General features: G+C 56.9%; 18 protein-coding genes. 10 read left to right on the forward strand and 8 right to left on the reverse strand.

Annotated elements, in window-relative coordinates; translation table 11 throughout:
- Positions 1-58 precede the first annotated feature (58 nt).
- From lpdA to pdhR, 4 genes are all read right to left on the reverse strand, one after another.
- Entirely contained in the window at positions 59-1,483 is a 1,425-nt protein-coding gene (lpdA, locus tag LPQ25_RS21460; protein WP_002888731.1) for a dihydrolipoyl dehydrogenase, read from the reverse strand.
- 206 nt (positions 1,484-1,689) lie between these two features.
- Entirely contained in the window at positions 1,690-3,588 is a 1,899-nt protein-coding gene (gene aceF, locus LPQ25_RS21465; RefSeq protein ID WP_004147092.1) for a pyruvate dehydrogenase complex dihydrolipoyllysine-residue acetyltransferase, read from the reverse strand.
- Between the two features lie 14 nt (positions 3,589-3,602).
- The gene (aceE, locus tag LPQ25_RS21470; protein WP_002888700.1) at positions 3,603-6,266 is read right to left on the reverse strand and encodes a pyruvate dehydrogenase (acetyl-transferring), homodimeric type; all 2,664 of its coding nucleotides are present in this window, start codon (positions 6,264-6,266) and stop codon (positions 3,603-3,605) included.
- 136 nt (positions 6,267-6,402) lie between these two features.
- The gene (gene pdhR / locus LPQ25_RS21475; RefSeq protein ID WP_002888699.1) at positions 6,403-7,182 is read right to left on the reverse strand and encodes a pyruvate dehydrogenase complex transcriptional repressor PdhR; all 780 of its coding nucleotides are present in this window, start codon (positions 7,180-7,182) and stop codon (positions 6,403-6,405) included.
- Positions 7,183-7,825: 643 nt separating this feature from the next.
- Here pdhR and aroP point away from each other — a divergent pair.
- The 3 genes from aroP (at position 7,826) to LPQ25_RS21490 (ending at position 11,736) form a co-directional block, all read left to right on the forward strand.
- Positions 7,826-9,196 (forward strand): aromatic amino acid transporter AroP, encoded by a 1,371-nt coding sequence (aroP, locus tag LPQ25_RS21480; protein ID WP_004147090.1) that lies wholly within the window; start codon positions 7,826-7,828, stop codon positions 9,194-9,196.
- A gap of 183 nt (positions 9,197-9,379) precedes the next feature.
- Positions 9,380-10,786 carry a glycoside-pentoside-hexuronide (GPH):cation symporter gene (locus LPQ25_RS21485; protein ID WP_234599486.1) on the forward strand — a complete coding sequence of 469 codons (1,407 nt, stop codon included), beginning with the start codon at positions 9,380-9,382 and terminating at the stop codon, positions 10,784-10,786.
- Positions 10,786-11,736, forward strand: coding sequence for a glycoside hydrolase family 43 protein (locus LPQ25_RS21490; protein ID WP_004183017.1), 951 nt, complete (start codon positions 10,786-10,788; stop codon positions 11,734-11,736). The genes LPQ25_RS21485 and LPQ25_RS21490 overlap by 1 nt, the downstream gene beginning before the upstream one ends.
- 235 nt (positions 11,737-11,971) lie before the next feature.
- Here LPQ25_RS21490 and ampE read toward each other — a convergent pair whose 3' ends face one another.
- Entirely contained in the window at positions 11,972-12,826 is an 855-nt protein-coding gene (gene ampE / locus LPQ25_RS21495; protein WP_004177406.1) for a beta-lactamase regulator AmpE, read from the reverse strand.
- A complete protein-coding gene (gene ampD, locus LPQ25_RS21500) occupies positions 12,823-13,386 on the reverse strand; it encodes a 1,6-anhydro-N-acetylmuramyl-L-alanine amidase AmpD (RefSeq protein ID WP_002888692.1) in 564 nt (187 codons plus the stop codon). Before ampD ends, ampE begins: the two co-directional genes overlap by 4 nt.
- A 133-nt stretch (positions 13,387-13,519) precedes the next feature.
- Here ampD and nadC point away from each other — a divergent pair, with 133 nt between their 5' ends.
- The 4 genes from nadC (at position 13,520) to hofC (ending at position 17,617) form a co-directional block, all read left to right on the forward strand.
- Positions 13,520-14,413, forward strand: a complete 894-nt coding sequence (gene nadC / locus LPQ25_RS21505) for a carboxylating nicotinate-nucleotide diphosphorylase (RefSeq protein ID WP_002888684.1) — start codon at positions 13,520-13,522, stop codon at positions 14,411-14,413.
- A 181-nt stretch (positions 14,414-14,594) separates the two neighbouring features.
- On the forward strand, positions 14,595-15,026 hold the full coding sequence (ppdD, locus tag LPQ25_RS21510; protein ID WP_002888683.1) for a prepilin peptidase-dependent pilin: 432 nt from the start codon (positions 14,595-14,597) through the stop codon (positions 15,024-15,026).
- A 10-nt stretch (positions 15,027-15,036) separates the two neighbouring features.
- Positions 15,037-16,422: a type II secretion system protein GspE gene (gene gspE, locus LPQ25_RS21515; RefSeq protein WP_004145935.1), complete on the forward strand. Its 1,386-nt coding sequence runs from the start codon at positions 15,037-15,039 to the stop codon at positions 16,420-16,422.
- Entirely contained in the window at positions 16,412-17,617 is a 1,206-nt protein-coding gene (hofC, locus tag LPQ25_RS21520) for a protein transport protein HofC (protein WP_004182933.1), read from the forward strand. The genes gspE and hofC overlap by 11 nt, the downstream gene beginning before the upstream one ends.
- Before the next feature lie 36 nt (positions 17,618-17,653).
- On the opposite strand, the gene LPQ25_RS21525 is transcribed toward hofC, so the two are convergent.
- The gene (locus LPQ25_RS21525) at positions 17,654-18,697 is read right to left on the reverse strand and encodes a GMP reductase (RefSeq protein WP_004145938.1); all 1,044 of its coding nucleotides are present in this window, start codon (positions 18,695-18,697) and stop codon (positions 17,654-17,656) included.
- A 343-nt stretch (positions 18,698-19,040) separates the two neighbouring features.
- Between LPQ25_RS21525 and coaE the strand changes: the two genes are divergently transcribed.
- From coaE to yacG, 3 genes are read left to right on the forward strand one after another with little or no spacing between them, the layout of a single operon-like run.
- The gene (gene coaE, locus LPQ25_RS21530) at positions 19,041-19,661 is read left to right on the forward strand and encodes a dephospho-CoA kinase (protein ID WP_002888649.1); all 621 of its coding nucleotides are present in this window, start codon (positions 19,041-19,043) and stop codon (positions 19,659-19,661) included.
- A complete protein-coding gene (gene zapD / locus LPQ25_RS21535; RefSeq protein ID WP_004178596.1) occupies positions 19,661-20,404 on the forward strand; it encodes a cell division protein ZapD in 744 nt (247 codons plus the stop codon). Before coaE ends, zapD begins: the two co-directional genes overlap by 1 nt.
- Before the next feature lie 9 nt (positions 20,405-20,413).
- Positions 20,414-20,608, forward strand: coding sequence for a DNA gyrase inhibitor YacG (gene yacG / locus LPQ25_RS21540; protein ID WP_002888644.1), 195 nt, complete (start codon positions 20,414-20,416; stop codon positions 20,606-20,608).
- Positions 20,609-20,660: 52 nt separating this feature from the next.
- Here yacG and mutT read toward each other — a convergent pair whose 3' ends face one another.
- Positions 20,661-21,053 carry an 8-oxo-dGTP diphosphatase MutT gene (gene mutT / locus LPQ25_RS21545; protein WP_004145942.1) on the reverse strand — a complete coding sequence of 131 codons (393 nt, stop codon included), beginning with the start codon at positions 21,051-21,053 and terminating at the stop codon, positions 20,661-20,663.
- Positions 21,054-21,058: the final 5 nt, after the last annotated feature.

Raw genomic sequence — 21,058 nt, forward strand, 5'->3', positions numbered from 1 at the left:
TCAGGCATAAAAAAAGCGGCTCCCGGAGCCGCTTATGCTTTTTTCCTGAAAGAAAAAGTTACTTTTTCTTCGCTTTGGCGTTTGGCAGGTCGGTGATGCTGCCTTCGAACACTTCCGCCGCCAGGCCAACGGACTCGTGCAGAGTCGGGTGAGCGTGGATGGTCAGGGCGATGTCTTCAGCGTCACAGCCCATCTCGATAGCCAGGCCGATCTCACCCAGCAGCTCGCCGCCGTTGGTGCCGACAATCGCGCCGCCGATAACACGGTGGGTCTCTTTGTCGAAGATCAGTTTGGTCATACCATCTGCGCAGTCAGAAGCGATAGCACGGCCGGAAGCAGCCCACGGGAAGGTGGCGGTTTCGTAGCTGATGCCTTTCTCTTTCGCTTCTTTCTCGGTCAGACCGACCCATGCCACTTCTGGTTCAGTGTAGGCGATGGATGGGATCACTTTCGGATCGAAGTAGTGTTTCAGACCGGAGATAACTTCTGCGGCAACGTGGCCTTCATGGACACCTTTGTGCGCCAGCATCGGCTGACCGACGATATCGCCGATAGCAAAGATGTGCGGCACGTTGGTGCGCATTTGTTTGTCAACGCGGATGAAGCCGCGATCGTCAACTTCCACGCCAGCTTTACCTGCATCGAGGTTTTTACCATTCGGTACGCGGCCGATTGCGACCAGCACTGCGTCGTAACGCTGCGCTTCCGCCGGTGCTTTTTTACCTTCCATGGAAACGTAAATACCGTCTTCTTTCGCTTCAACGGCAGTCACTTTGGTTTCCAGCATCAGGTTAAATTTCTTGCTGATGCGTTTGGTGAAGACTTTCACCACGTCTTTGTCGGCAGCCGGGATAACCTGGTCGAACATTTCCACCACGTCAATCTCTGAACCCAGCGCATGGTATACGGTACCCATTTCCAGACCGATGATACCGCCGCCCATCACCAGCATGCGTTTCGGTACAGATTTCAGTTCCAGCGCGTCGGTGGAGTCCCATACGCGCGGATCTTCATGCGGGATAAACGGCAGCTGAATCGGACGGGAACCCGCCGCGATGATAGCGTTGTCGAAGTTGATCACGGTTTTGCCGTTTTCGCCTTCCACTTCCAGGGTGTTAGCGCCGGTAAATTTACCCAGACCGTTAACCACCTTCACTTTACGACCTTTGGCCATGCCAGCCAGACCACCGGTCAGCTGAGTGATGACTTTTTCTTTCCAGGTGCGGATCTTGTCAATGTCAGTTTTCGGTTCGCCGAAAACGATGCCGTGTTCGGCCAGCGCTTTCGCTTCTTCGATAACTTTTGCCACGTGCAGCAGCGCTTTAGAAGGGATACAACCCACGTTCAGACAAACACCACCGAGGGTGCTGTAACGTTCTACGATGACGGTTTCCAGACCTAAATCAGCGCAACGGAAGGCTGCAGAGTAACCTGCGGGGCCTGCCCCAAGTACCACGACCTGAGTTTTGATTTCAGTACTCATCATGACCTCTGTAATTTATATCCGGCGGGTCTGACGCTATTATTCTTACGCCCAAGTCCACCGGGACGTTCTATCCGCGTGTATTTTACAAAATTGTTAACAATTTTTAAACAACAAACGGCAAACGATTTTGTCCTTTGTTGCTGATAATCCCCAACAGCCTGAGGTTATCAGAAAAAAGCCGGCCGTCAGGCCGGCTTTTTCGATTACATCACCAGGCGGCGAATGTCGCTCAGGGTGTTGTTAATGATGGTAATGAAGCGGGCACCATCAGCACCGTCGATGACGCGGTGGTCGAAGGACAGAGAGATCGGCAGCATCAGGCGCGGCACAAACTCTTTACCATTCCATACCGGCTCCATCGCGGATTTAGACACGCCGAGGATGGCCACTTCCGGCGCGTTAACAATCGGCGCGAAGTGGGTGGTACCCAGGCCGCCAATGCTGGAGATGGTGAAGCAACCGCCCTGCATTTCGCCAGCCGTCAGTTTGCCATCGCGCGCTTTCTTCGAGATGGTGGTCAATTCACGAGACAGCTCGGTGATGCTCTTCTTGTTCACGTCTTTGAAGACCGGAACCACCAGACCGTTCGGGGTATCCACCGCCACACCGATGTTGATGTATTTCTTCAGCGTCAGGCGCTGACCATCTTCGGAGAGCGAGCTGTTGAAGCGCGGCATCTGCTCAAGCGCAGCGGCAACCGCTTTCATGATGAAGACCACTGGAGTGAATTTCACGTCCAGTTTACGCTTCTCAGCTTCGGCATTCTGCTGCTTGCGGAACGCTTCCAGATCGGTGATATCGGTTTTGTCGAAGTGGGTAACGTGCGGGATCATCACCCAGTTACGGCTCAGGTTGGCGCCAGAGATTTTCTGGATACGACCCAGCTCCACTTCTTCGACTTCGCCAAACTTGCTGAAGTCAACCTTCGGCCACGGCAGCATGCCCGGGATACCGCCGCCAGCGGCAGCCGCCGGTGCGGATTCAGCGCGTTTAACCGCGTCTTTCACGTAGGCCTGAACGTCTTCGCGCAGGATACGACCTTTACGGCCGGTGCCTTTCACTTTCGCCAGGTTAACACCGAACTCGCGCGCCAGGCGGCGAATCAGCGGGGTCGCGTGAACGTAGGCATCGTTTTCAGCGAATTCGCTTTTACCTTCTGCTTTCGCAGCCGGCGCAGCGGCAGGCTTAGCGGCCTGAGCCGGGGCAGCAGCTGGTGCCGGTGCAGCAGCCTGAGCCGGAGCGGCGGCAGGCGCAGCGCCTTCCACTTCGAAGACCATGATCAGGGAACCGGTTTTGACTTTATCGCCGGTGCTGATTTTGATCTCTTTAACGGTACCCGCGAACGGCGCCGGAACTTCCATAGAGGCTTTGTCGCCCTCTACGGTGATCAGGGACTGTTCCGCCGCGACTTTATCGCCGACTTTAACCATCACTTCGGTGACTTCAACTTCGTCGCCGCCGATGTCCGGGACGTTAACATCTTTCACGCCTGCTGCGGCAGCCGGAGCCGCAGCAGCCGGCGCGGCAGCCTGTGCCGGAGCGGCTGCAGGCGCAGCGCCCGCAACTTCGAAGATCATAATCAGGGAGCCGGTGGAAACTTTATCGCCGGTATTGATTTTGATCTCTTTGACGGTACCGGCGAACGGCGCCGGAACTTCCATAGAGGCTTTATCGCCTTCTACGGTGATCAGGGATTGCTCAGCGGCGATGGTGTCGCCCACTTTAACCATGATCTCAGTGACTTCGACTTCATCGCCGCCGATATCCGGGACGTGAACTTCTTTCGCTGCCGCGGCAGCCGCTGGAGCAGCGGCGGCCGGAGCGGCTTCTTTCTTCTCTTCCTGCGCAGGTGCAGCGGCGGCTGCACCTTCGGCGGAATCGAAAATCATAATCAGTTTGCCAGTCTCGGTTTTGTCGCCGACGGAGACTTTAATCTCTTTCACGACGCCAGCCTGCGGAGACGGGACTTCCATAGAGGCTTTGTCGCCTTCTACGGTGATCAGCGACTGTTCAGCTTCTACTTTGTCGCCAACTTTGACCAGGATCTCGGTGATTTCAACTTCATCAGCCCCGATGTCCGGTACTTTGATTTCGATAGCCATTATTCTTTTACCTCTTACGCCAGACGCGGGTTAACTTTTTCTGCATCGATGTCGAATTTCGCGATAGCGTCAGCCACCACTTTCTTATCGATTTCACCACGTTTAGCCAGTTCGCCCAGCGCTGCTACGACCACATAGGAAGCATCGACTTCGAAGTGGTGACGCAGGTTTTCACGGCTGTCGGAACGACCGAAGCCATCGGTACCCAGTACGCGGTAATCATCAGCCGGTACGTAAGTACGAACCTGCTCAGCGAACAGTTTCATATAGTCAGTGGATGCCACTGCCGGAGCGTCGTTCATTACCTGAGCGATATACGGCACGCGCGGGGTTTCCAGCGGGTGCAGCATGTTCCAGCGTTCGCAATCCTGGCCATCACGCGCCAGTTCGGTGAAGGAGGTAACGCTATACACGTCGGAACCCACGCCGTAGTCTTTCGCCAGGATCTGCGCTGCTTCACGCACGTGACGCAGGATAGAACCGGAGCCCAGCAGCTGAACTTTACCTTTGCTACCTTCGATGGTTTCGAGTTTGTAGATACCTTTACGGATACCTTCCTCGGCGCCTTCCGGCATGGCCGGCATGTGGTAGTTTTCGTTCAGCGTAGTGATGTAGTAGTAAACGTTCTCTTGCGCTTCGCCGTACATACGGACCAGACCATCATGCATGATGACAGCCACTTCATAGGCGTACGCCGGGTCGTAAGAGATACAGTTCGGGATAGTCAGCGACTGAATGTGGCTGTGACCATCTTCGTGCTGCAGACCTTCGCCGTTCAGGGTAGTACGACCGGAAGTCCCGCCAATCAGGAAGCCGCGAGCCTGCTGATCGCCAGCCGCCCAGCACAGATCGCCGATACGCTGGAAGCCGAACATCGAGTAGTAGATGTAGAACGGGATCATCGGCAGGTTGTTGGTGCTGTAAGAGGTCGCAGCAGCCAGCCAGGATGCGCCTGCGCCCAGCTCGTTGATCCCTTCCTGCAGAATCTGGCCTTTCTCGTCTTCTTTGTAGTAAGCAACCTGCTCACGGTCCTGCGGGGTATACTGCTGGCCGTTCGGGCTGTAAATACCGATCTGACGGAACAGACCTTCCATACCGAAGGTACGCGCTTCGTCGGCGATGATCGGCACCAGACGATCTTTGATCGACTTGTTCTTCAGCATCACGTTCAGGGCGCGAACGAAAGCGATAGTGGTAGAGATTTCTTTGTTTTGCTCTTCCAGCAGCGCGCTGAAGTCGGCCAGGGTCGGCAGCTCGAGTTTCTCAGTGAACTTCGGCTGACGAGTCGGCAGATAGCCGTTCAGCTTCTGACGCTGAGCGTGCAGGTAAGTGTGCTCTTCGGAACCTTCCGGGAAGGTTACGTACGGCAGTTTTTCGAGATCGGCATCCGCCACCGGCACATTGAAACGATCGCGGACGTAGCGAACACCGTCCATGTTCATTTTCTTAACCTGGTGCGCGATGTTCTTACCTTCAGCGGTATCGCCCATACCATAACCTTTAATGGTATGCGCCAGGATCACGGTCGGCTGACCTTTGGTCTCCTGCGCTTTCTTCAATGCAGCGTAGACTTTCTTCGGATCGTGACCACCGCGGTTCAGAGCCCAGATCTGCTCGTCAGTCCAGTCAGCGACCAGGGCAGCGGTTTCCGGATATTTGCCGAAGAAGTGCTCACGAACGTAAGCGCCGTCTTTGGATTTGAAGGTCTGGTAGTCGCCGTCAACGGTTTCGTTCATCAGCTGAATCAGCTTACCGCTGGTGTCTTTACGCAGCAGCTCATCCCAACGGCCGCCCCAGATAACCTTGATAACGTTCCAGCCAGCACCACCGAAGATGCCTTCCAGTTCGTTAATGATTTTGCCGTTACCGGTGACCGGGCCGTCCAGACGCTGCAGGTTGCAGTTGATGACGAAGACCAGGTTGTCCAGTTTTTCACGGGTGGCGATGGTGATAGCGCCTTTTGATTCCGGCTCATCCATCTCGCCGTCGCCCAGGAAGGCGTAAACGGTTTGTTCGGAGGTGTCTTTCAGACCGCGGTGTTCCAGATATTTCAGGAATTTGGCCTGATAGATAGCGCCCAACGGCCCCAGACCCATGGATACGGTCGGGAACTGCCAGAATTCCGGCATCAGTTTCGGGTGCGGATAAGAGGACAGACCCTTGCCGTGAACTTCCTGGCGGAAGTTGTCCATCTGCTCTTCGGTCAGACGGCCTTCCAGGAACGCACGTGCATATACGCCCGGAGAGATGTGACCCTGGAAGTACACCAGATCGCCGCCATCTTTCTCAGTGCGCGCACGGAAGAAGTGGTTGAAGCAGACTTCGTAGAAGGTCGCGGAAGACTGATAGGACGCCATGTGGCCGCCCAGTTCGAGATCTTTTTTCGACGCGCGCAGAACGGTCATGATGGCGTTCCAGCGAATCGCAGAACGAATGCGACGTTCCAGATCCAGATTGCCCGGGTATTCCGGCTCATCTTCAACGGCAATAGTGTTGACGTAGTTGCCGGCGGAAGCGCCTGCAGCAACCTTCACTCCGCCTTTACGGGCTTCAGAAAGGAGTTGGTCAATCAGATACTGAGCGCGCTCAACACCTTCTTCACGGATGACCGATTCGATCGCCTGTAGCCAGTCGCGAGTTTCGATCGGATCCACGTCATTGTGTAAACGTTCTGACATGGGGGTATTCCTTATCTATCTAATCGTTGATTAATCTGGAACCTGTCCCATTGAACTCTTCGTTCTTCACGCTGGAACAACCAAAAATTCAATAAGACAGGTTCTGCGTTTAGTTGCCGCGCTCTAAAAATGGCGCTTAAGAACCGGAGTTCTCGTCCTTTCGTTGCTGTAAACGACGCAGTGAGCGCTCTCGACGGCTCTGCTCACGACTACGATCCAGCAAAATTTCCTCAATGAACGCCAGGTGACGGTGCGACGCTTCACGCGCCTGCTCCGGCTCCCCGGCCATTATCGCCTCGAAAATGCGAGTGCGATGGTTGCTGACCAACGGGAGCATTTCCCGCCGGGCATACAGCAATTCAAAGTTCTGACGCACGTTTTGCGCCAACATCGGCTCCATACACCTTAGCAGATGAAGCAACACCACATTGTGTGCCGCCTCGGTGACGGCGATTTGATACTGGACGACGGCGCCGGACTCAGCGTCCAAATCGCCCGACTGCTGAGCGCGTTCAATAGCCTGATGCAGCTCACGGATACGGTCGCGATCCTCATCATTGCTGCGCAGCGCCGCGTAATAGGCCGCGATGCCTTCCAGCGCGTGACGGGTCTCAAGCAGATCGAATTGGGATTCAGGGTGATCGGACAGCAGCTCAACCAGCGGATCGCTGAAGCTCTGCCACAGGCGGCTTTGAACAAACGTTCCACCTCCCTGACGACGAAGCAACAAGCCCTTGGCTTCGAGGCGTTGAATCGCCTCACGCAGCGAGGGGCGGGAAACGTCGAACTGTTTAGCCAGTTCGCGTTCTGGCGGGAGTTTTTCACCGGGGCGCAAGGTCCCCTCAAGAATCAGAAACTCCAGCTGCTGCTCTATCACATCGGATAATTTTGGTTGGCGGATTTTGCTGTAGGCCATATTCCCTGTCTCTGCCATTAGCCCGGAGTCAATTGGTCTTACCAATTTAAAGTTCGTAGCGCTAAAGTAACAAAGTATTCACCTTCTGTCCATACAGGTTTTGATTGAAATCAGTAAACCCGGGACATTTTAACAACCTTACAGAAATAACATTTCAGAAATGTAACCTTGCACAAATGTTACGTTTACTCACAAAGAGGTAGCCTTAACTTTATAGAAACGAAAAATAACGCTTTCTGAACCGATTCAACGCTGCAATAAATGAATACAAAGTCACTTACAGTGAATAAAGAATGACAAAGCAGCATGCATCAAAATACGACAGATTGTGACTATTGATGTCTTTTTAGACACATCGTCATCATCCCTTCATAAAGCAGGTGCATTCAAACGCGCTTACCACTATTCTGCCGGAGACGAAAGGCCTTTTTCGGAATTACCACACAGCCTTCCGTAAACAAAACAATACAGAAACGGAAGTTACTGAATACACAAACACAACAATATGTGCGCGCCATCACTCAGGTAAAAAGTGGGCCACTTCGCCCAAATTTTCGCTGGCTATGCTTTCAGGCAGGGACAGCAGTGAAGCAGCAACCTGACGGATGACGTACACAAAAAATAACCACACACGAGGTTTCATATGGAAGGTCAACAGCACGGCGATCGGCTGAAGCGCGGCCTGAAAAACCGTCACATTCAGCTCATCGCGCTGGGCGGGGCTATCGGCACCGGCCTGTTTCTGGGGAGCGCGTCCGTCATTCAGTCCGCCGGCCCGGGTATCATTCTTGGTTACGCTATCGCCGGTTTTATCGCTTTCCTGATCATGCGTCAGCTGGGCGAAATGGTGGTGGAAGAGCCGGTGGCCGGCTCATTTAGCCACTTTGCTTACAAATACTGGGGCGGTTTTGCCGGCTTCGCCTCCGGCTGGAACTACTGGGTACTGTATGTCCTGGTGGCCATGGCGGAACTGACCGCCGTTGGCAAATATATCCAGTTCTGGTGGCCGGAAATCCCTACCTGGGCCTCGGCGGCGGTCTTCTTCATCGCCATCAACGCCATTAACCTGACCAATGTCAAAGTGTTCGGTGAAATGGAATTCTGGTTCGCGATTATCAAAGTGGTCGCCGTAGTGGCGATGATTTTGTTCGGCGGCTGGCTGCTGTTCAGCGGCAACGGCGGCCCGCAGGCGACGGTACGTAACCTGTGGGACCAGGGGGGCTTCCTGCCGCACGGCTTTTACGGGCTGGTGATGATGATGGCGATCATCATGTTCTCCTTTGGCGGCCTGGAGCTGGTGGGGATCACCGCCGCGGAAGCGGATAATCCGGAGCAAAGCATTCCTAAAGCCACCAATCAGGTTATTTACCGTATTCTGATCTTCTATGTTGGTTCGCTGGCGGTGCTGCTCTCCCTGCTGCCGTGGACCCGCGTCACCGCGGACACCAGTCCGTTCGTCCTGATCTTCCATGAACTTGGCGATACGCTGGTGGCAAACGCTCTGAACGTGGTGGTGCTGACGGCAGCGCTGTCGGTTTATAACAGCTGCGTCTACTGCAACAGCCGTATGCTGTTCGGCCTTGCTCAGCAGGGCAACGCGCCAAAAGCGCTGCTCAGCGTCGACAAACGCGGCGTGCCGGTGAATACCATTCTCGTCTCGGCCCTGGTCACTGCGCTGTGCGTGCTGATCAACTACCTGGCGCCTGAATCTGCTTTCGGTCTGCTGATGGCGCTGGTGGTCTCGGCCCTGGTCATCAACTGGGCGATGATCAGCCTCGCGCATATGAAATTCCGTCGTGCCAAAAAGCAGCAGGGCGTGGTCACGCGTTTCCCGGCCCTCTTCTATCCGCTGGGCAACTGGCTGTGCCTGCTGTTTATGGCGGCGGTGCTGGTGATTATGCTGATGACCCCGGGGATGGCGATTTCCGTCTGGCTGATCCCGGTATGGATTGCGGTGCTGGGCGTGGGCTACCTGTTTAAAGAGAAAGCCGCCGCCACCATAAAAGCACAATAATACATCTCATCAATACTTCACTTTGCTCTGCGCCCTCCCTGAATAATGGGTGCAGAGCATTGTTATCTGCTTCACACTTTCCCCTCCATAGCTTATTTATCCATATCGTCAACGAGTTCCTGCAACGTATTTCTGCCAACCGCAGCCAATAATTCTCTCCATACTGCAACGGAGAGACCGCACATGGCAGAGAACACGCTTTCAATAAGAGAAAAGATTGGTTACGGGATGGGTGATGCCGGATGCAATATTATCTTTGGCGCCATCATGCTGTTTGTGAACTATTTTTACACTGATATATTCGGACTGGCGCCGGCGCTGGTCGGCGTACTTCTGCTCTCGGTGCGAGTCATCGATGCGGTAACCGCCCCTATCATGGGCGCTCTTGCCGACCGCACCCGTAGTAAATATGGTCGCTTTCGTCCATGGCTGCTGTGGATCGCCTTCCCCTACGCCCTGTTCAGCGTCCTGATGTTCACCACTCCTGAGTGGACCTACAATAGCAAAGTCATCTATGCGTTTGTGACCTACTTTCTGCTGTCGATTACCTATACCGCGATTAATATTCCCTACTGCTCGCTGGGAACGGTGATGACCGCCGATCCGAAAGAGCGTGTTGCCTGCCAGTCTTATCGTTTCGTCATGGTGGGTATCGCCACGCTCCTGCTGTCATTGACGCTGCTGCCAATGGCCGACTGGTTCGGCGGCGCCGATAAAGCGAAGGGCTACCAGATGGCGATGACCGTGCTGGCCTTTATCGGTATGTGTATGTTCCTGTTCTGCTTCGCCACCGTGCGCGAACGTATCCGCCCGGCGGTGCAGACGAATGACGAACTGAAAAAAGATCTGAAAGACGTCTGGAAAAATGACCAGTGGGTGCGCATCCTGCTGCTCACGCTGTGCAACGTCTGTCCGGGCTTTATCCGCATGGCCGCCACCATGTACTACGTCACCTGGGTGATGGGACAAAGCACCCATTTTGCCACCCTGTTTATCAGCCTCGGCGTAGTTGGGATGATGATTGGCAGCATGCTGGCGAAAGTCCTGACCGACCGCTGGTGCAAACTGCAGGTTTTCTTCTGGACCAATATCGTGCTGGCCGTGTTCTCCTGCGCCTTCTATTTCTTTAATCCACACGCCACCACGCTGATTATGGTGCTCTACTTCCTGCTCAACATTCTGCATCAAATCCCTTCCCCGCTACACTGGTCGCTAATGTCCGACGTTGACGACTACGGCGAATGGAAAACCGGCAAGCGCATCACCGGTATCAGCTTCTCCGGTAATCTGTTCTTCCTCAAGGTCGGCCTGGCGGTCGCCGGGGCAATGGTCGGTTTCCTGCTGTCATGGTACGGCTACGACGCCGGCGCGAAAGCGCAAAGCGCCTCCGCGCTGAACGGTATCGTGCTGCTATTCTCAGTCATTCCCGGCGTCGGCTATCTGATCACCGCCGGCGTGGTGCGCCTGCTGAAGGTTGACCGTACCCTGATGCGCCAGATTCAGAGCGATCTGGAGAAGCGCCGCAGCAACTACAGCGAGCTGAACGAATACCAGGAACTGAAAACCAGTGAACACGTAAGGAAAGCCTGATGAACAACTGGCCAAACCCCTTTATTGAACAGCGTGCAGACCCCTTTATCCTGCGCCATCTTAGCCACTACTACTTTATTGCCTCGGTGCCGGAATACGACCGGCTGGAGATCCGGCGCGCGGTAACCCTTGAAGGATTACGCGATGCTGAGCCGGTCGTGGTTTGGCGCGCGCCGCAAAGCGGGCCGATGAGCCAGCTGATTTGGGCGCCGGAGCTGCATGAAATAGACGGTAAGTGGTATATCTATTTTGCCGCCACCCATACCCACAATCTGGATGCGCTGGGGATGTTCCAGCATCGCATGTTCGTTCTTGAGTGCGCTGACAGCGATCCGCTGACCGGCCGCTGGCAGGAAAAAGGCCAGGTGGTCACGCCTTTCGATACCTTCGCCCTCGATGCCACCACTTTTACCCATCAGGGGAAACGCTGGTATCTGTGGGCGCAAAAATCCCCGCATATCGAAGGCAACTCAAACCTGTATCTCGCCGAAATGGCTAACCCGTGGACGTTAAAAGGCGAGCCGGTCATGCTGAGCAAGCCGGAGTTCGACTGGGAGTGCCGGGGATTTAAGGTCAACGAAGGGCCTGCGGTACTGATGCATGGCGATAAGCTATTTATCAGCTATTCCGCCAGCGCCACCGATGAAAACTACTGCATGGGGTTGTTATGGATCGACCGGCAGGCCGATCCGCTACAGCCGGCAAACTGGCATAAAGCTCCGCAGCCGGTGTTCCGCACCAGCTATGAAAACCGCCAGTATGGCCCAGGTCATAATAGTTTTACCCAAACGCCGGAAGGGGAAGATGTGCTGGTGTATCACGCGCGGAATTACACCGAGATAGAAGGCGACCCGCTGTATGATCCCAATCGCCATACGCGGTTAAAGCTGGTCAGCTGGCGGGAAGACGGGATGCCCGACTTCGGTATTCCACCGGCGGATACGCTGTAGCGGTTCGGAATGTTACCCGCTGGCGCGGGTTCTCCAGGCCGGGTCAGGCGAAGCCGCCACCCGGCAACATGACCAGTACGGCGTCTGATATATCGCCCGGCGGCGCTGTTGCTTGCCGGGCCTACGTGACGTGAGCCTGCGGGTGACTCGCCAGGCCGGATAAGCGCAGCGCCATCAGGCAACAAAAGCCCCGCAGGTACGTACATCGTGGCAGGCAGCGCGCGGGCTCAGGCCGTTAAACCAGGGTACCGTAAATCGTCAGCAGCGCCATAATCACCACTACCACCAGCGAAGTCTTCTTAGCCATCGATACCGCAGCCTTCGGCGTCGCTACTTTATCCACGTGCGGCTCACGGGCCAGGGAATACTGCGCCAGGCGGGTCAACACCTGATACTGCGACGAATGGCGGTCGCCCAGCGAAGCAAACCACGCCGGGAGCGCTTTTTCACCATGGCCCACCAGGGCATAGACCACCCCCACCAGACGCACCGGCAGCCAGTCCACAATATGCAGGATACCATCGATCCCGGACTGCAACCGGTGGTGCGGCGTCTGGTAGCGCGCCAGCCATGTCTGCCAGGCGCGCAGTACGCTGTAGGCGATAAGCGTCAGCGGGCCCCAGGCGCCCCCCACGACAAACCAGAAAAGCGGCGCCAGATAGTATCGATAGTTAATCCACAGCAGCGCATTTTGCAGTTCGCTAAGGTACTCACGCTCATCACAGCCCGGCGGCACGCCGTGAATCAGCGTCAGCTCGCTGGCCATGGCATCGCAGGCGCGACTGTCATTGCGCGACGCCGCTTTCAGATAGGCATGGTAGTGCAGCCGAACTTTGCCGGCGCCAATGCATAGCAGGCCCAGTAAAATCCAGAACACCAGCAGCGGTATGTTAAACAGCTGCCCCTGCAGCAGACGCTGAATGATATACACGACCGCGACAGCCACCAGCGTCATCAGCAGCGTGCCCGGTAACGAGAAATGTTTTATCCGGCGAAACGCCACCTCCAGCCGATGATCAAGCTGCCAGTGTTCGCCCAGCTTAAACAGCCGTTCGGCGATAAGCACCAACAGCGTCGTAAACAGCGTCATGAGGTCTCCTTTTCTGACGGGGCGCTGAGCAGCGCACGGTATTTTATCCAGTCAAAGGCCGGTCCTGGATCGGTTTTCCGCACGGGCGCGATATCGCTGTGGCCCGCAATGTTTTCGGCGATAGCCGGATAAAGCGCGATCAGCAGATCCGTCACCGCCGCCAGCTGCCGGTACTGCGCGTCGGTATACGCCAGAGTATCGGTGCCTTCCAGCTCTATGCCGATGGAAAAGTCATTGCAGCGTTCGCGTCCCTGATAACAGGAGACGCCCGCATGCCACGCCCGCTTATCGAAAGGCACATACTGCACGATTTCGCCATCACGGCGAATCAGACAATGCGCCGAAACGCGCAGATGAGCAATCTCGGCAAAGAAAGGATGCGCGTGCGGATCCAGGGTACCAGTGAACAGCGCATCAATCCACGGACCACCAAATTCCCCCGGTGGCAGGCTAATGTTATGCACCACCAGTAAGGAAGGGGTCTCTTCATCCGGACGGCAGTCATGGTGCGGCGAGGGAACCCGACGCGCGCCGACCAACCACCCCTCGTTCAACTGCATGCGGGATCTCCTTTCGCGAACTCATGCTTCCGGGCCACACGCCGGCCCAAAGGATGAAGTGTGTATGGTACTAAAACGTCGTTCAGGTTAGCATGTTTCCCACTTCTGAATCTTATCTATCTGGAGCTTTATCATGTCGCCTCGTCGTTACAACCCCGACCGCCGCCGTGACGTGCTGCTGGAACGTATTAATCTCGATATTACCGATGCTGTCGCACACTCCCTGCGGGAAGATCTGGGCGGCGAAGTCGACGCCAACAACGATATTAGCGCGCAATTATTGCCGCAGGATGCACGCTCCCATGCGGTGGTCATTACTCGTGAAGATGGCGTCTTCTGTGGCAAACGCTGGGTGGAAGAGGTCTTTATTCAGCTCGCCGGTGACGATGTGAATATCACCTGGCACGTGGCCGACGGCGATGCGGTCAAAGCCGACCAGCCGCTGTTCGAATTGGAAGGCCCGTCGCGTATTCTGCTCACCGGCGAACGCACGGCGCTGAACTTTGTGCAAACCCTCTCCGGCGTCGCCAGCGTCGTCCGTCGCTATGTCGACCTACTCGCCGGCACCAAAACCCAACTGCTGGATACGCGCAAAACGCTGCCAGGGCTGCGTACCGCGCTGAAATACGCGGTACTCTGCGGCGGAGGCGCCAACCATCGACTGGGCCTGTTCGACGCGTTCCTGATTAAAGAAAACCACATTATCGCCTCCGGATCGATCCGTCAGGCAGTGGAAAAGGCGTTCTGGCTGCATCCTGATGTGCCGGTGGAAGTGGAAGTGGAAACCCTGGATGAACTGGAGCAGGCGTTAAAAGCCGGGGCCGATATCATTATGCTCGATAACTTCACCACCGACCTGATGCGCGAGGCGGTGAAAATTACCGCAGGCCAGGCGGCGCTGGAGGTCTCCGGCAACGTTACCTTTGACACCATCCGCGAATTCGCCGATACCGGCGTCGACTATATTTCCGTCGGCGCCCTGACCAAACATGTGCAGGCGCTCGACCTGTCGATGCGCTTCCGCTGAGCAACAGGCCTTCACGCTTCCGGGCGTGAAGGCCTGAATTTGCGGCCCGCCTCGCAGTCGCCCGTGCTCACCATGAAATCCAGATAAAAACCCTGGAACCCGCTTTCCCGGATCGTTTTCGCCCCCTCGCCTGCGCCCCTCAATCCCTTCACAGTGCTCCTGTCAAAACAAGGAGCGACTTATGGATAAACAACGAGGTTTTACCCTGATTGAACTGATGGTGGTTATCGGAATCATCGCCATTCTTAGCGCCATCGGCATCCCGGCCTACCAGAACTACCTGCGTAAAGCCGCCCTCACCGACCTGCTGCAGACCTTTGTCCCTTACCGGACAGCCATCGAACTTTGCGCGCTCGATCATGGCGGCCTAACGCCATGCGACGGCGGCAGCAACGGCATTCCCTCGCCGACAACCACGCGCTACCTCTCCGCCATGAGCGTGGCCAAAGGGGTCGTCACCCTCACCGGTCAGGAGAGTCTGAACGGACTGGGGGTCACCCTGACGCCGACCTGGGACAATGCCGAGGGCGTCACCGGCTGGCAGCGCGTCTGCACCATCACCGGCAATAGCGCGCTTCAGCAGGCCTGCGAAGACGTTTTCCGGGTGAAGTGAGGGCGAATGCATGAAAACAGAACAGCTGATCCCCCTCTGCCGTCGCTACCACGCCATGCTGCTGCATAGCGATGAACAGACAATCTCTATTGCGGTGGTTAATACCCCGCCGGCGGAGTTAATGGAGGCGCTACGCTTCGCGACGCAAAAGCGGATCGACATTGAATGCTGGAGCCAGGAGCAGATGGATAAGCGTCTGCAGGCCCAGGAAAAGCAGGCGCAACTGGCGCAGAACGACGGGCCGGAAAATATCGCCGAACGGGTCAACCAGATCCTCGAACAGGCCCTGCGTCAGCGGGCGTCTGATATTCATATCGAGCCCACGGAAACGCACTTACGCATCCGCCTGCGGGTCGATGGCGTCCTTCACGCCCTACCGTTGCTGGCTCCCGAACTGGCCGCACCGGTTATCGCGCGACTCAAGGTCCTGGCCAGTCTCGATATCGCCGAGCACCGTTTACCGCAGGATGGCCAGTTCGCGCTGAATCTTGCGGGACGACCGCTCTCTTTTCGCATCGCCACTCTGCCCTGCCGCTATGGCGAAAAGATTGTCCTGCGCCTTCTGCATCAGGTTGACCAGGCGCTGGATCTGGAAGCACTCGGACTCTCATCCTCCCAGTTGGCGGCCTTTCGCCAGGCGCTGAACCAGCCGCAGGGTCTGCTGCTGGTCACCGGCCCAACCGGAAGCGGGAAAACGGTGACCCTCTACAGCGCCCTGCAGGCCAGAAACCGTGAGCAAGTGAATATCTGTAGCGTGGAGGATCCACTGGAGATCCCCATCGCCGGGATGAACCAGACGCAAATCAATCCCCGCGCCGGACTCACTTTTCACAGTGTGCTGCGCGCCCTGTTACGCCAGGATCCGGATATTGTCATGGTGGGCGAGATCCGCGATGCCGAGACCGCTGAAATCGCGCTCAAAGCCGCCCAGACCGGTCATCTGGTGCTCTCCACCCTGCACACCAATTCCACCAGCGAAACCCTGACCCGCCTGCAGCAAATGGGCATCGCCCGCTGGATGATTTCCTCTGCGCTCTCGCTGGTCATCGCCCAGCGTCTGGTCCGCAAGCTGTGTCCCCACTGTCGGCGTAATGCCGGCAGCGCCGCCGACCTGCCGCACAGCCTGTGGCCCCGCCCGCTGCCACGCTGGCAGGCAGCGGGCTGCGAACATTGTTACCACGGATATTACGGCCGGCTGGCGCTGTTCGAAGTGCTGCCTGTTACCCCCGGGCTACGCCAGGGGATAGTCCAGGGACTTAACGCCATTGAGATTGAATCTCTGGCGCGAGCCGCAGGGATGATGACGCTTTTTGAAAGCGGCTGTCAGGCTATCGAACAGGGATTGACCAGCCTCGAAGAGGTGGTGCGGGTGCTGGGGATCCCCCATGGCGACTAAGCGTCTCTGGCGCTGGCGCGGTATTGATGTGCAGGGCGCCCCTTGTCAGGGGATGCTATGGCAAACCAAGCGTCTGGAGGTCCTGCAGCACCTCCAACAGCAGCGAGTTATACCGCTGGCCGTACGCCGCTGTGCGGTGAAGCAGAGCCTCTGGCACCCGCGCTACAGTTGCGAAACGATCCGCCAGCTGGCGACCCTGCTGCAGGCCGGCCTGCCGCTGGCGGAAGGGTTATCGCTGCTGGCGCAGCAGCAGTCGCATGCCCAGTGGCAGGCGCTGCTTGAGGCGCTGGGCCGCGAGCTGGCCCAAGGCGTGGCGTTCTCTGCCGCGCTGGCGCAGTGGCCCCAGGCTTTTCCGCCCCTATATCTGGCGATGATTAGCACCGGCGAACTGACGGGCAAGCTCGATATCTGCTGCCTGCAGTTGGCGAATCAGCAGCAGGAGCAGCAGCGGCTCGCCAGCAAAGTCAAAAAAGCGCTGCGCTACCCGCTGATCGTGCTCTCTCTGGCGCTGTTGGTGGTGCTGGGGATGCTCTATTTTGTCCTGCCCGAGTTCACCGCCATCTACCAGACGTTCAGTACGCCGCTACCGCTATTGACGCGGATGGTCGTTGCGGCAGGCGACATGCTAAGTCGCGGCTGGCCGCTGCTGCTGGCCTCGCTGCTGAGCCCGCTGCTGCTCAACCAGCTGATCCGGCGGCGCAGCGACTGGTTGCTGCGCCGCCAGCGGTTGCTTAACGCGCTCCCTCTCATTGGCTCCCTGATCGGCGGACAACAGCTGAGCCTGATCTTCACCATCCTGGCGTTAACCCAAAGCGCCGGTATTAGCTTTCTGCAGGGGCTGCAAAGCGTTGAAGAGTCCCTGTCGTGCCCGCTATGGCGCCAGCGTCTGGCGCAGGCCCGCGCGCTGATCGTTCAGGGGGAGCCGATTTGGCAGGCGTTAAGCCGCTGCGGCGGTTTTACACCGCTGTGCCTGCAGCTCATCCGCACGGGGGAAAGCGCGGGAGCGCTGGATCAGATGCTGGAAAACCTGGCGCATCACCATCGCCAGCAAACCTATCAGCGAGCCGATAGTCTGGCTGCGCATCTTGAACCCATGATGCTGGTGATAACCGGCTCGCTGGTCGGGATTCTGGTGGTGGCAATGTATTTGCCCGTTTTTCACCTGGGCGATGCCATTGGCGGGGCGGGAGGATGAGAAACACTGGCGCCGCGCAGGCGCCAGCGCAGCCGATTACAGGCTATTGAATACCCGGTTCTCTTGTTCCTGAACGCGGATAAAGGTCGTACGCTTGGTCAGCTCTTTCAGACGCGAGGCGCCAACGTAGGTGCAGGCAGAACGCAGGCCGCCGAGAATATCACGTGCGGTATTCTCCACTGGTCCACGCAAAGGCAGCTTAACGGTTTTGCCTTCCGCCGCGCGGTATTTCGCGACACCGCCCACATGGCGGGTCATCGCCGACTCGGAGCTCATGCCGTAGAACAGCATGAATTTCTCTCCGTTTTCTTCAACGATGGTTCCGCCGCTCTCTTCATGGCCCGCCAGCATGCCGCCAAGCATCACGAAATCAGCGCCGCCGCCGAAGGCTTTCGCCACATCGCCCGGCATGGTGCAACCGCCGTCGCTGATGATCTGGCCGCCAAGGCCGTGCGCCGCATCGGCACACTCAATCACGGCGGAGAGCTGCGGATAGCCGACCCCGGTCTTAACGCGGGTGGTGCAGACGGATCCCGGGCCGATGCCAACTTTGACGATATCGGCGCCGGAGAGGATCAGCTCTTCGCACATTTCACCGGTGACCACGTTCCCGGCGATGATAGTTTTTTGCGGCCAGGCTTCGCGCGCCTTCGCCACGAACTGTACAAAGTGCTCGGAGTAGCCGTTGGCGACGTCGATACACACAAAATTCAGCTGTGGGTTCTGAGAGAGGATCTGCTGGGTTTTTTCGAAATCCGCATCGGACGTGCCGGTGGAAACCATCACATGCTTGAGTACGTCTGCGGATGCGCCCTGGGTAAACGCCAGCCATTCTTCAGCGGTGTAGTGCTTATGTACCGCGGTCAGAATACCAAAAGTGGCCAGCGCTTTAGCCATGCTGAAGGTGCCGACGGTATCCATGTTAGCCGCAATAATCGGCACGCCGGACCAGGTCAGGCCTGAATGTTTAAAGGTGAATTCACGTTCCAGCTCAACATCAGAACGGCTTTTGAGGGTAGAGCGTTTCGGGCGGATAAGAACGTCTTTGAAACCAAGCTTCAGATCTTCTTCAATACGCATGTGCGAATTCCTGGGGTTAATGGCATGAATGTGAGAGCACAACTCCAGTGACGTTATCATACGCGCGAATCAGGCCCGCGCAAGACTGCGATTTTCACTTTTTTTACGCTACAATCGTATAAATTTACCTGGTGAATGGAGAAAAAGGCGCCTATGCCTTCCCCTGCCGGAGTATTGTTTTTAACCATTTGATTTGCTTGATTAAAACAAACAGTATAGCGGACGGCGATCCCGGTTGGCGCGGGGCCCTCACGACATGCTCACTGTCGCCTCCCCGGCGCGCTGCCAGTCATCGCTGTCTGCCTGCAAAAAATACGAGCAATCCGTTTCAGGGTCAGAAGATATGGGGTACACAGTCGCGTTAACAGGCGGGATCGGCAGCGGTAAAAGTACGGTCGCCGACGCCTTCGCGCAGCTTGGGGTTAAGGTTATCGATGCCGATGTTATCGCCCGTCAGGTGGTCGAGCCCGGTACCCCGGCGCTCCAGGCCATTGTCGGCCACTTTGGACCACAAATGATTGCCCCCGACGGCACGCTGAACCGCCGCCTGCTGCGGGAAAAAATTTTTGCTCACGTGGAGGAAAAAGCCTGGCTCAATGCGCTGTTGCACCCGCTGATTCAGCAGGAAACGCGCCGCCAGATGCAGGCCGCCACCTCCCCTTATCTCCTCTGGGTCGTACCTTTGCTGGTCGAAAACCGCCTGTCCGGCCAGGCCGATCGCGTACTGGTCGTCGATGTGCCGAAAGAGACGCAAATCGAACGCACCATGCTGCGCGATAAGGTCAGCCGCGAACATGCTGAACATATTCTTGCCGCCCAGGCCACGCGCCAGCAGCGCCTGGCCGTCGCGGACGATGTTATTGAAAACACTGGCACGCCGGATGCAGTGGCATCGGATGTTGCCCGCCTGCACGAAAAGTATTTAACGCTGGCATCGCAGGCCGCCTCACAGGAAAACTCGTAATGCATACCCCCGTTCTGTTTGAACATCCTCTTAATGAGAAAATGCGCACCTGGCTGCGCATCGAATTTCTGATCCAGCAGATGGCTTTCCGTCCGCAGATTGCCAGCCATGCCGATGCGCTCCATTTTTTCCGTAACGCCGGCGATCTGCTGGATGTCCTGGAGCGCGGCGAGGTGCGCACTGACCTGGTTAAAGAGCTGGAACGCCAGCAGCGTAAGCTCCAGTCATGGGCAGAAGTGCCGGGCGTCGATCAGGAGCGCATTAACGAGCTGCGCCACCAGTTGAAGCAGTCCTCCAGCACCCTGATGGCCGCGCCGCGCATTGGTCAGTTTCTGCGTGAAGATCGCCTGATTGCGCTGGTGCGTCAGCGCCTGAGTATTCCTGGCGGCTGCTGCAGCTTCGATTTACCGACCCTGCATATCTGGCTCCATATGCCACAGGCGCATCGCGACGAGCAGGTGGCCAGCTGGCTTGCCAGCCTCGATCCGCTGGTCCAGTCCCTGAGCCTGATCCTCGATCTTATCCGCAACTCCGCGCTGTTCCGCAAACAGACCAGCCTCAACGGCTTTTATCAGGATAATGGCGAAGATGCCGATCTGCTGCGCCTGCGTCTCGATCTGGCTCACCAGCTTTATCCGCAAATTTCCGGCCATAAGAGCCGTTTCGCCATCCGTTTCCTGGCGCTGGACAGTGAATATGGGATCGTGCCGGAGCGCTTTGATTTTGAACTGGCCTGCTGTTAAGGAGATAACATGTCAGAAGAGACTATCGTCAACTGCCCGACCTGCGGCAAAACTGTGGTGTGGGGCGAGCAGAGTCCGTTTCGTCCGTTCTGTAGCAAGCGCTGCCAACTGATCGATCTGGGAGAATGGGCTGCGGAAGAGAAGCGCATCCCCAGCGCGGGGGATCTCTCCGATAGCGATGACTGGAGCGAGCAGCAACCCTGATTTGATGGCAAGCTAACCCGGCGCCTGGCGGGTTAGCCTCGCGACCCGGGGCTCAGCCCTGGGCGATAAGTTTGCTGATAACCGGTTCATTCGCCGGAGGAAACGCCGCCGGATCCAACGTTGGTCCCGCCATCCACCGACCCGGCTGCCCTTCTTTACCCCACGGCTCGCCTTGCCAACTTTCCACGAGGAAAAACCACAGCGTAATATGGCGATCGGGGAACTGATACTCCAGCTTATCAAAGAGCGAAGAGGTGGTGACCGTAATCCCAACTTCCTCCTGCAGTTCGCGGATTAGCGCCTGCTCAGGCGTCTCATCAGATTCAATCTTCCCGCCCGGGAACTCCAGCTTATTCGCCATATGGGCATCGGCGGCGCGCTGGGTAATAAAGATTTCGCCTTGCGGATTGCGAATTATCCCGACGGCGATTTGCAGTTTTTTCATTGAAT

The sequence above is a fragment of the Klebsiella sp. KPN54798 genome (assembly GCF_021184225.1).
Taxonomy (GTDB): Bacteria; Pseudomonadota; Gammaproteobacteria; order Enterobacterales; family Enterobacteriaceae; genus Klebsiella; species Klebsiella pneumoniae.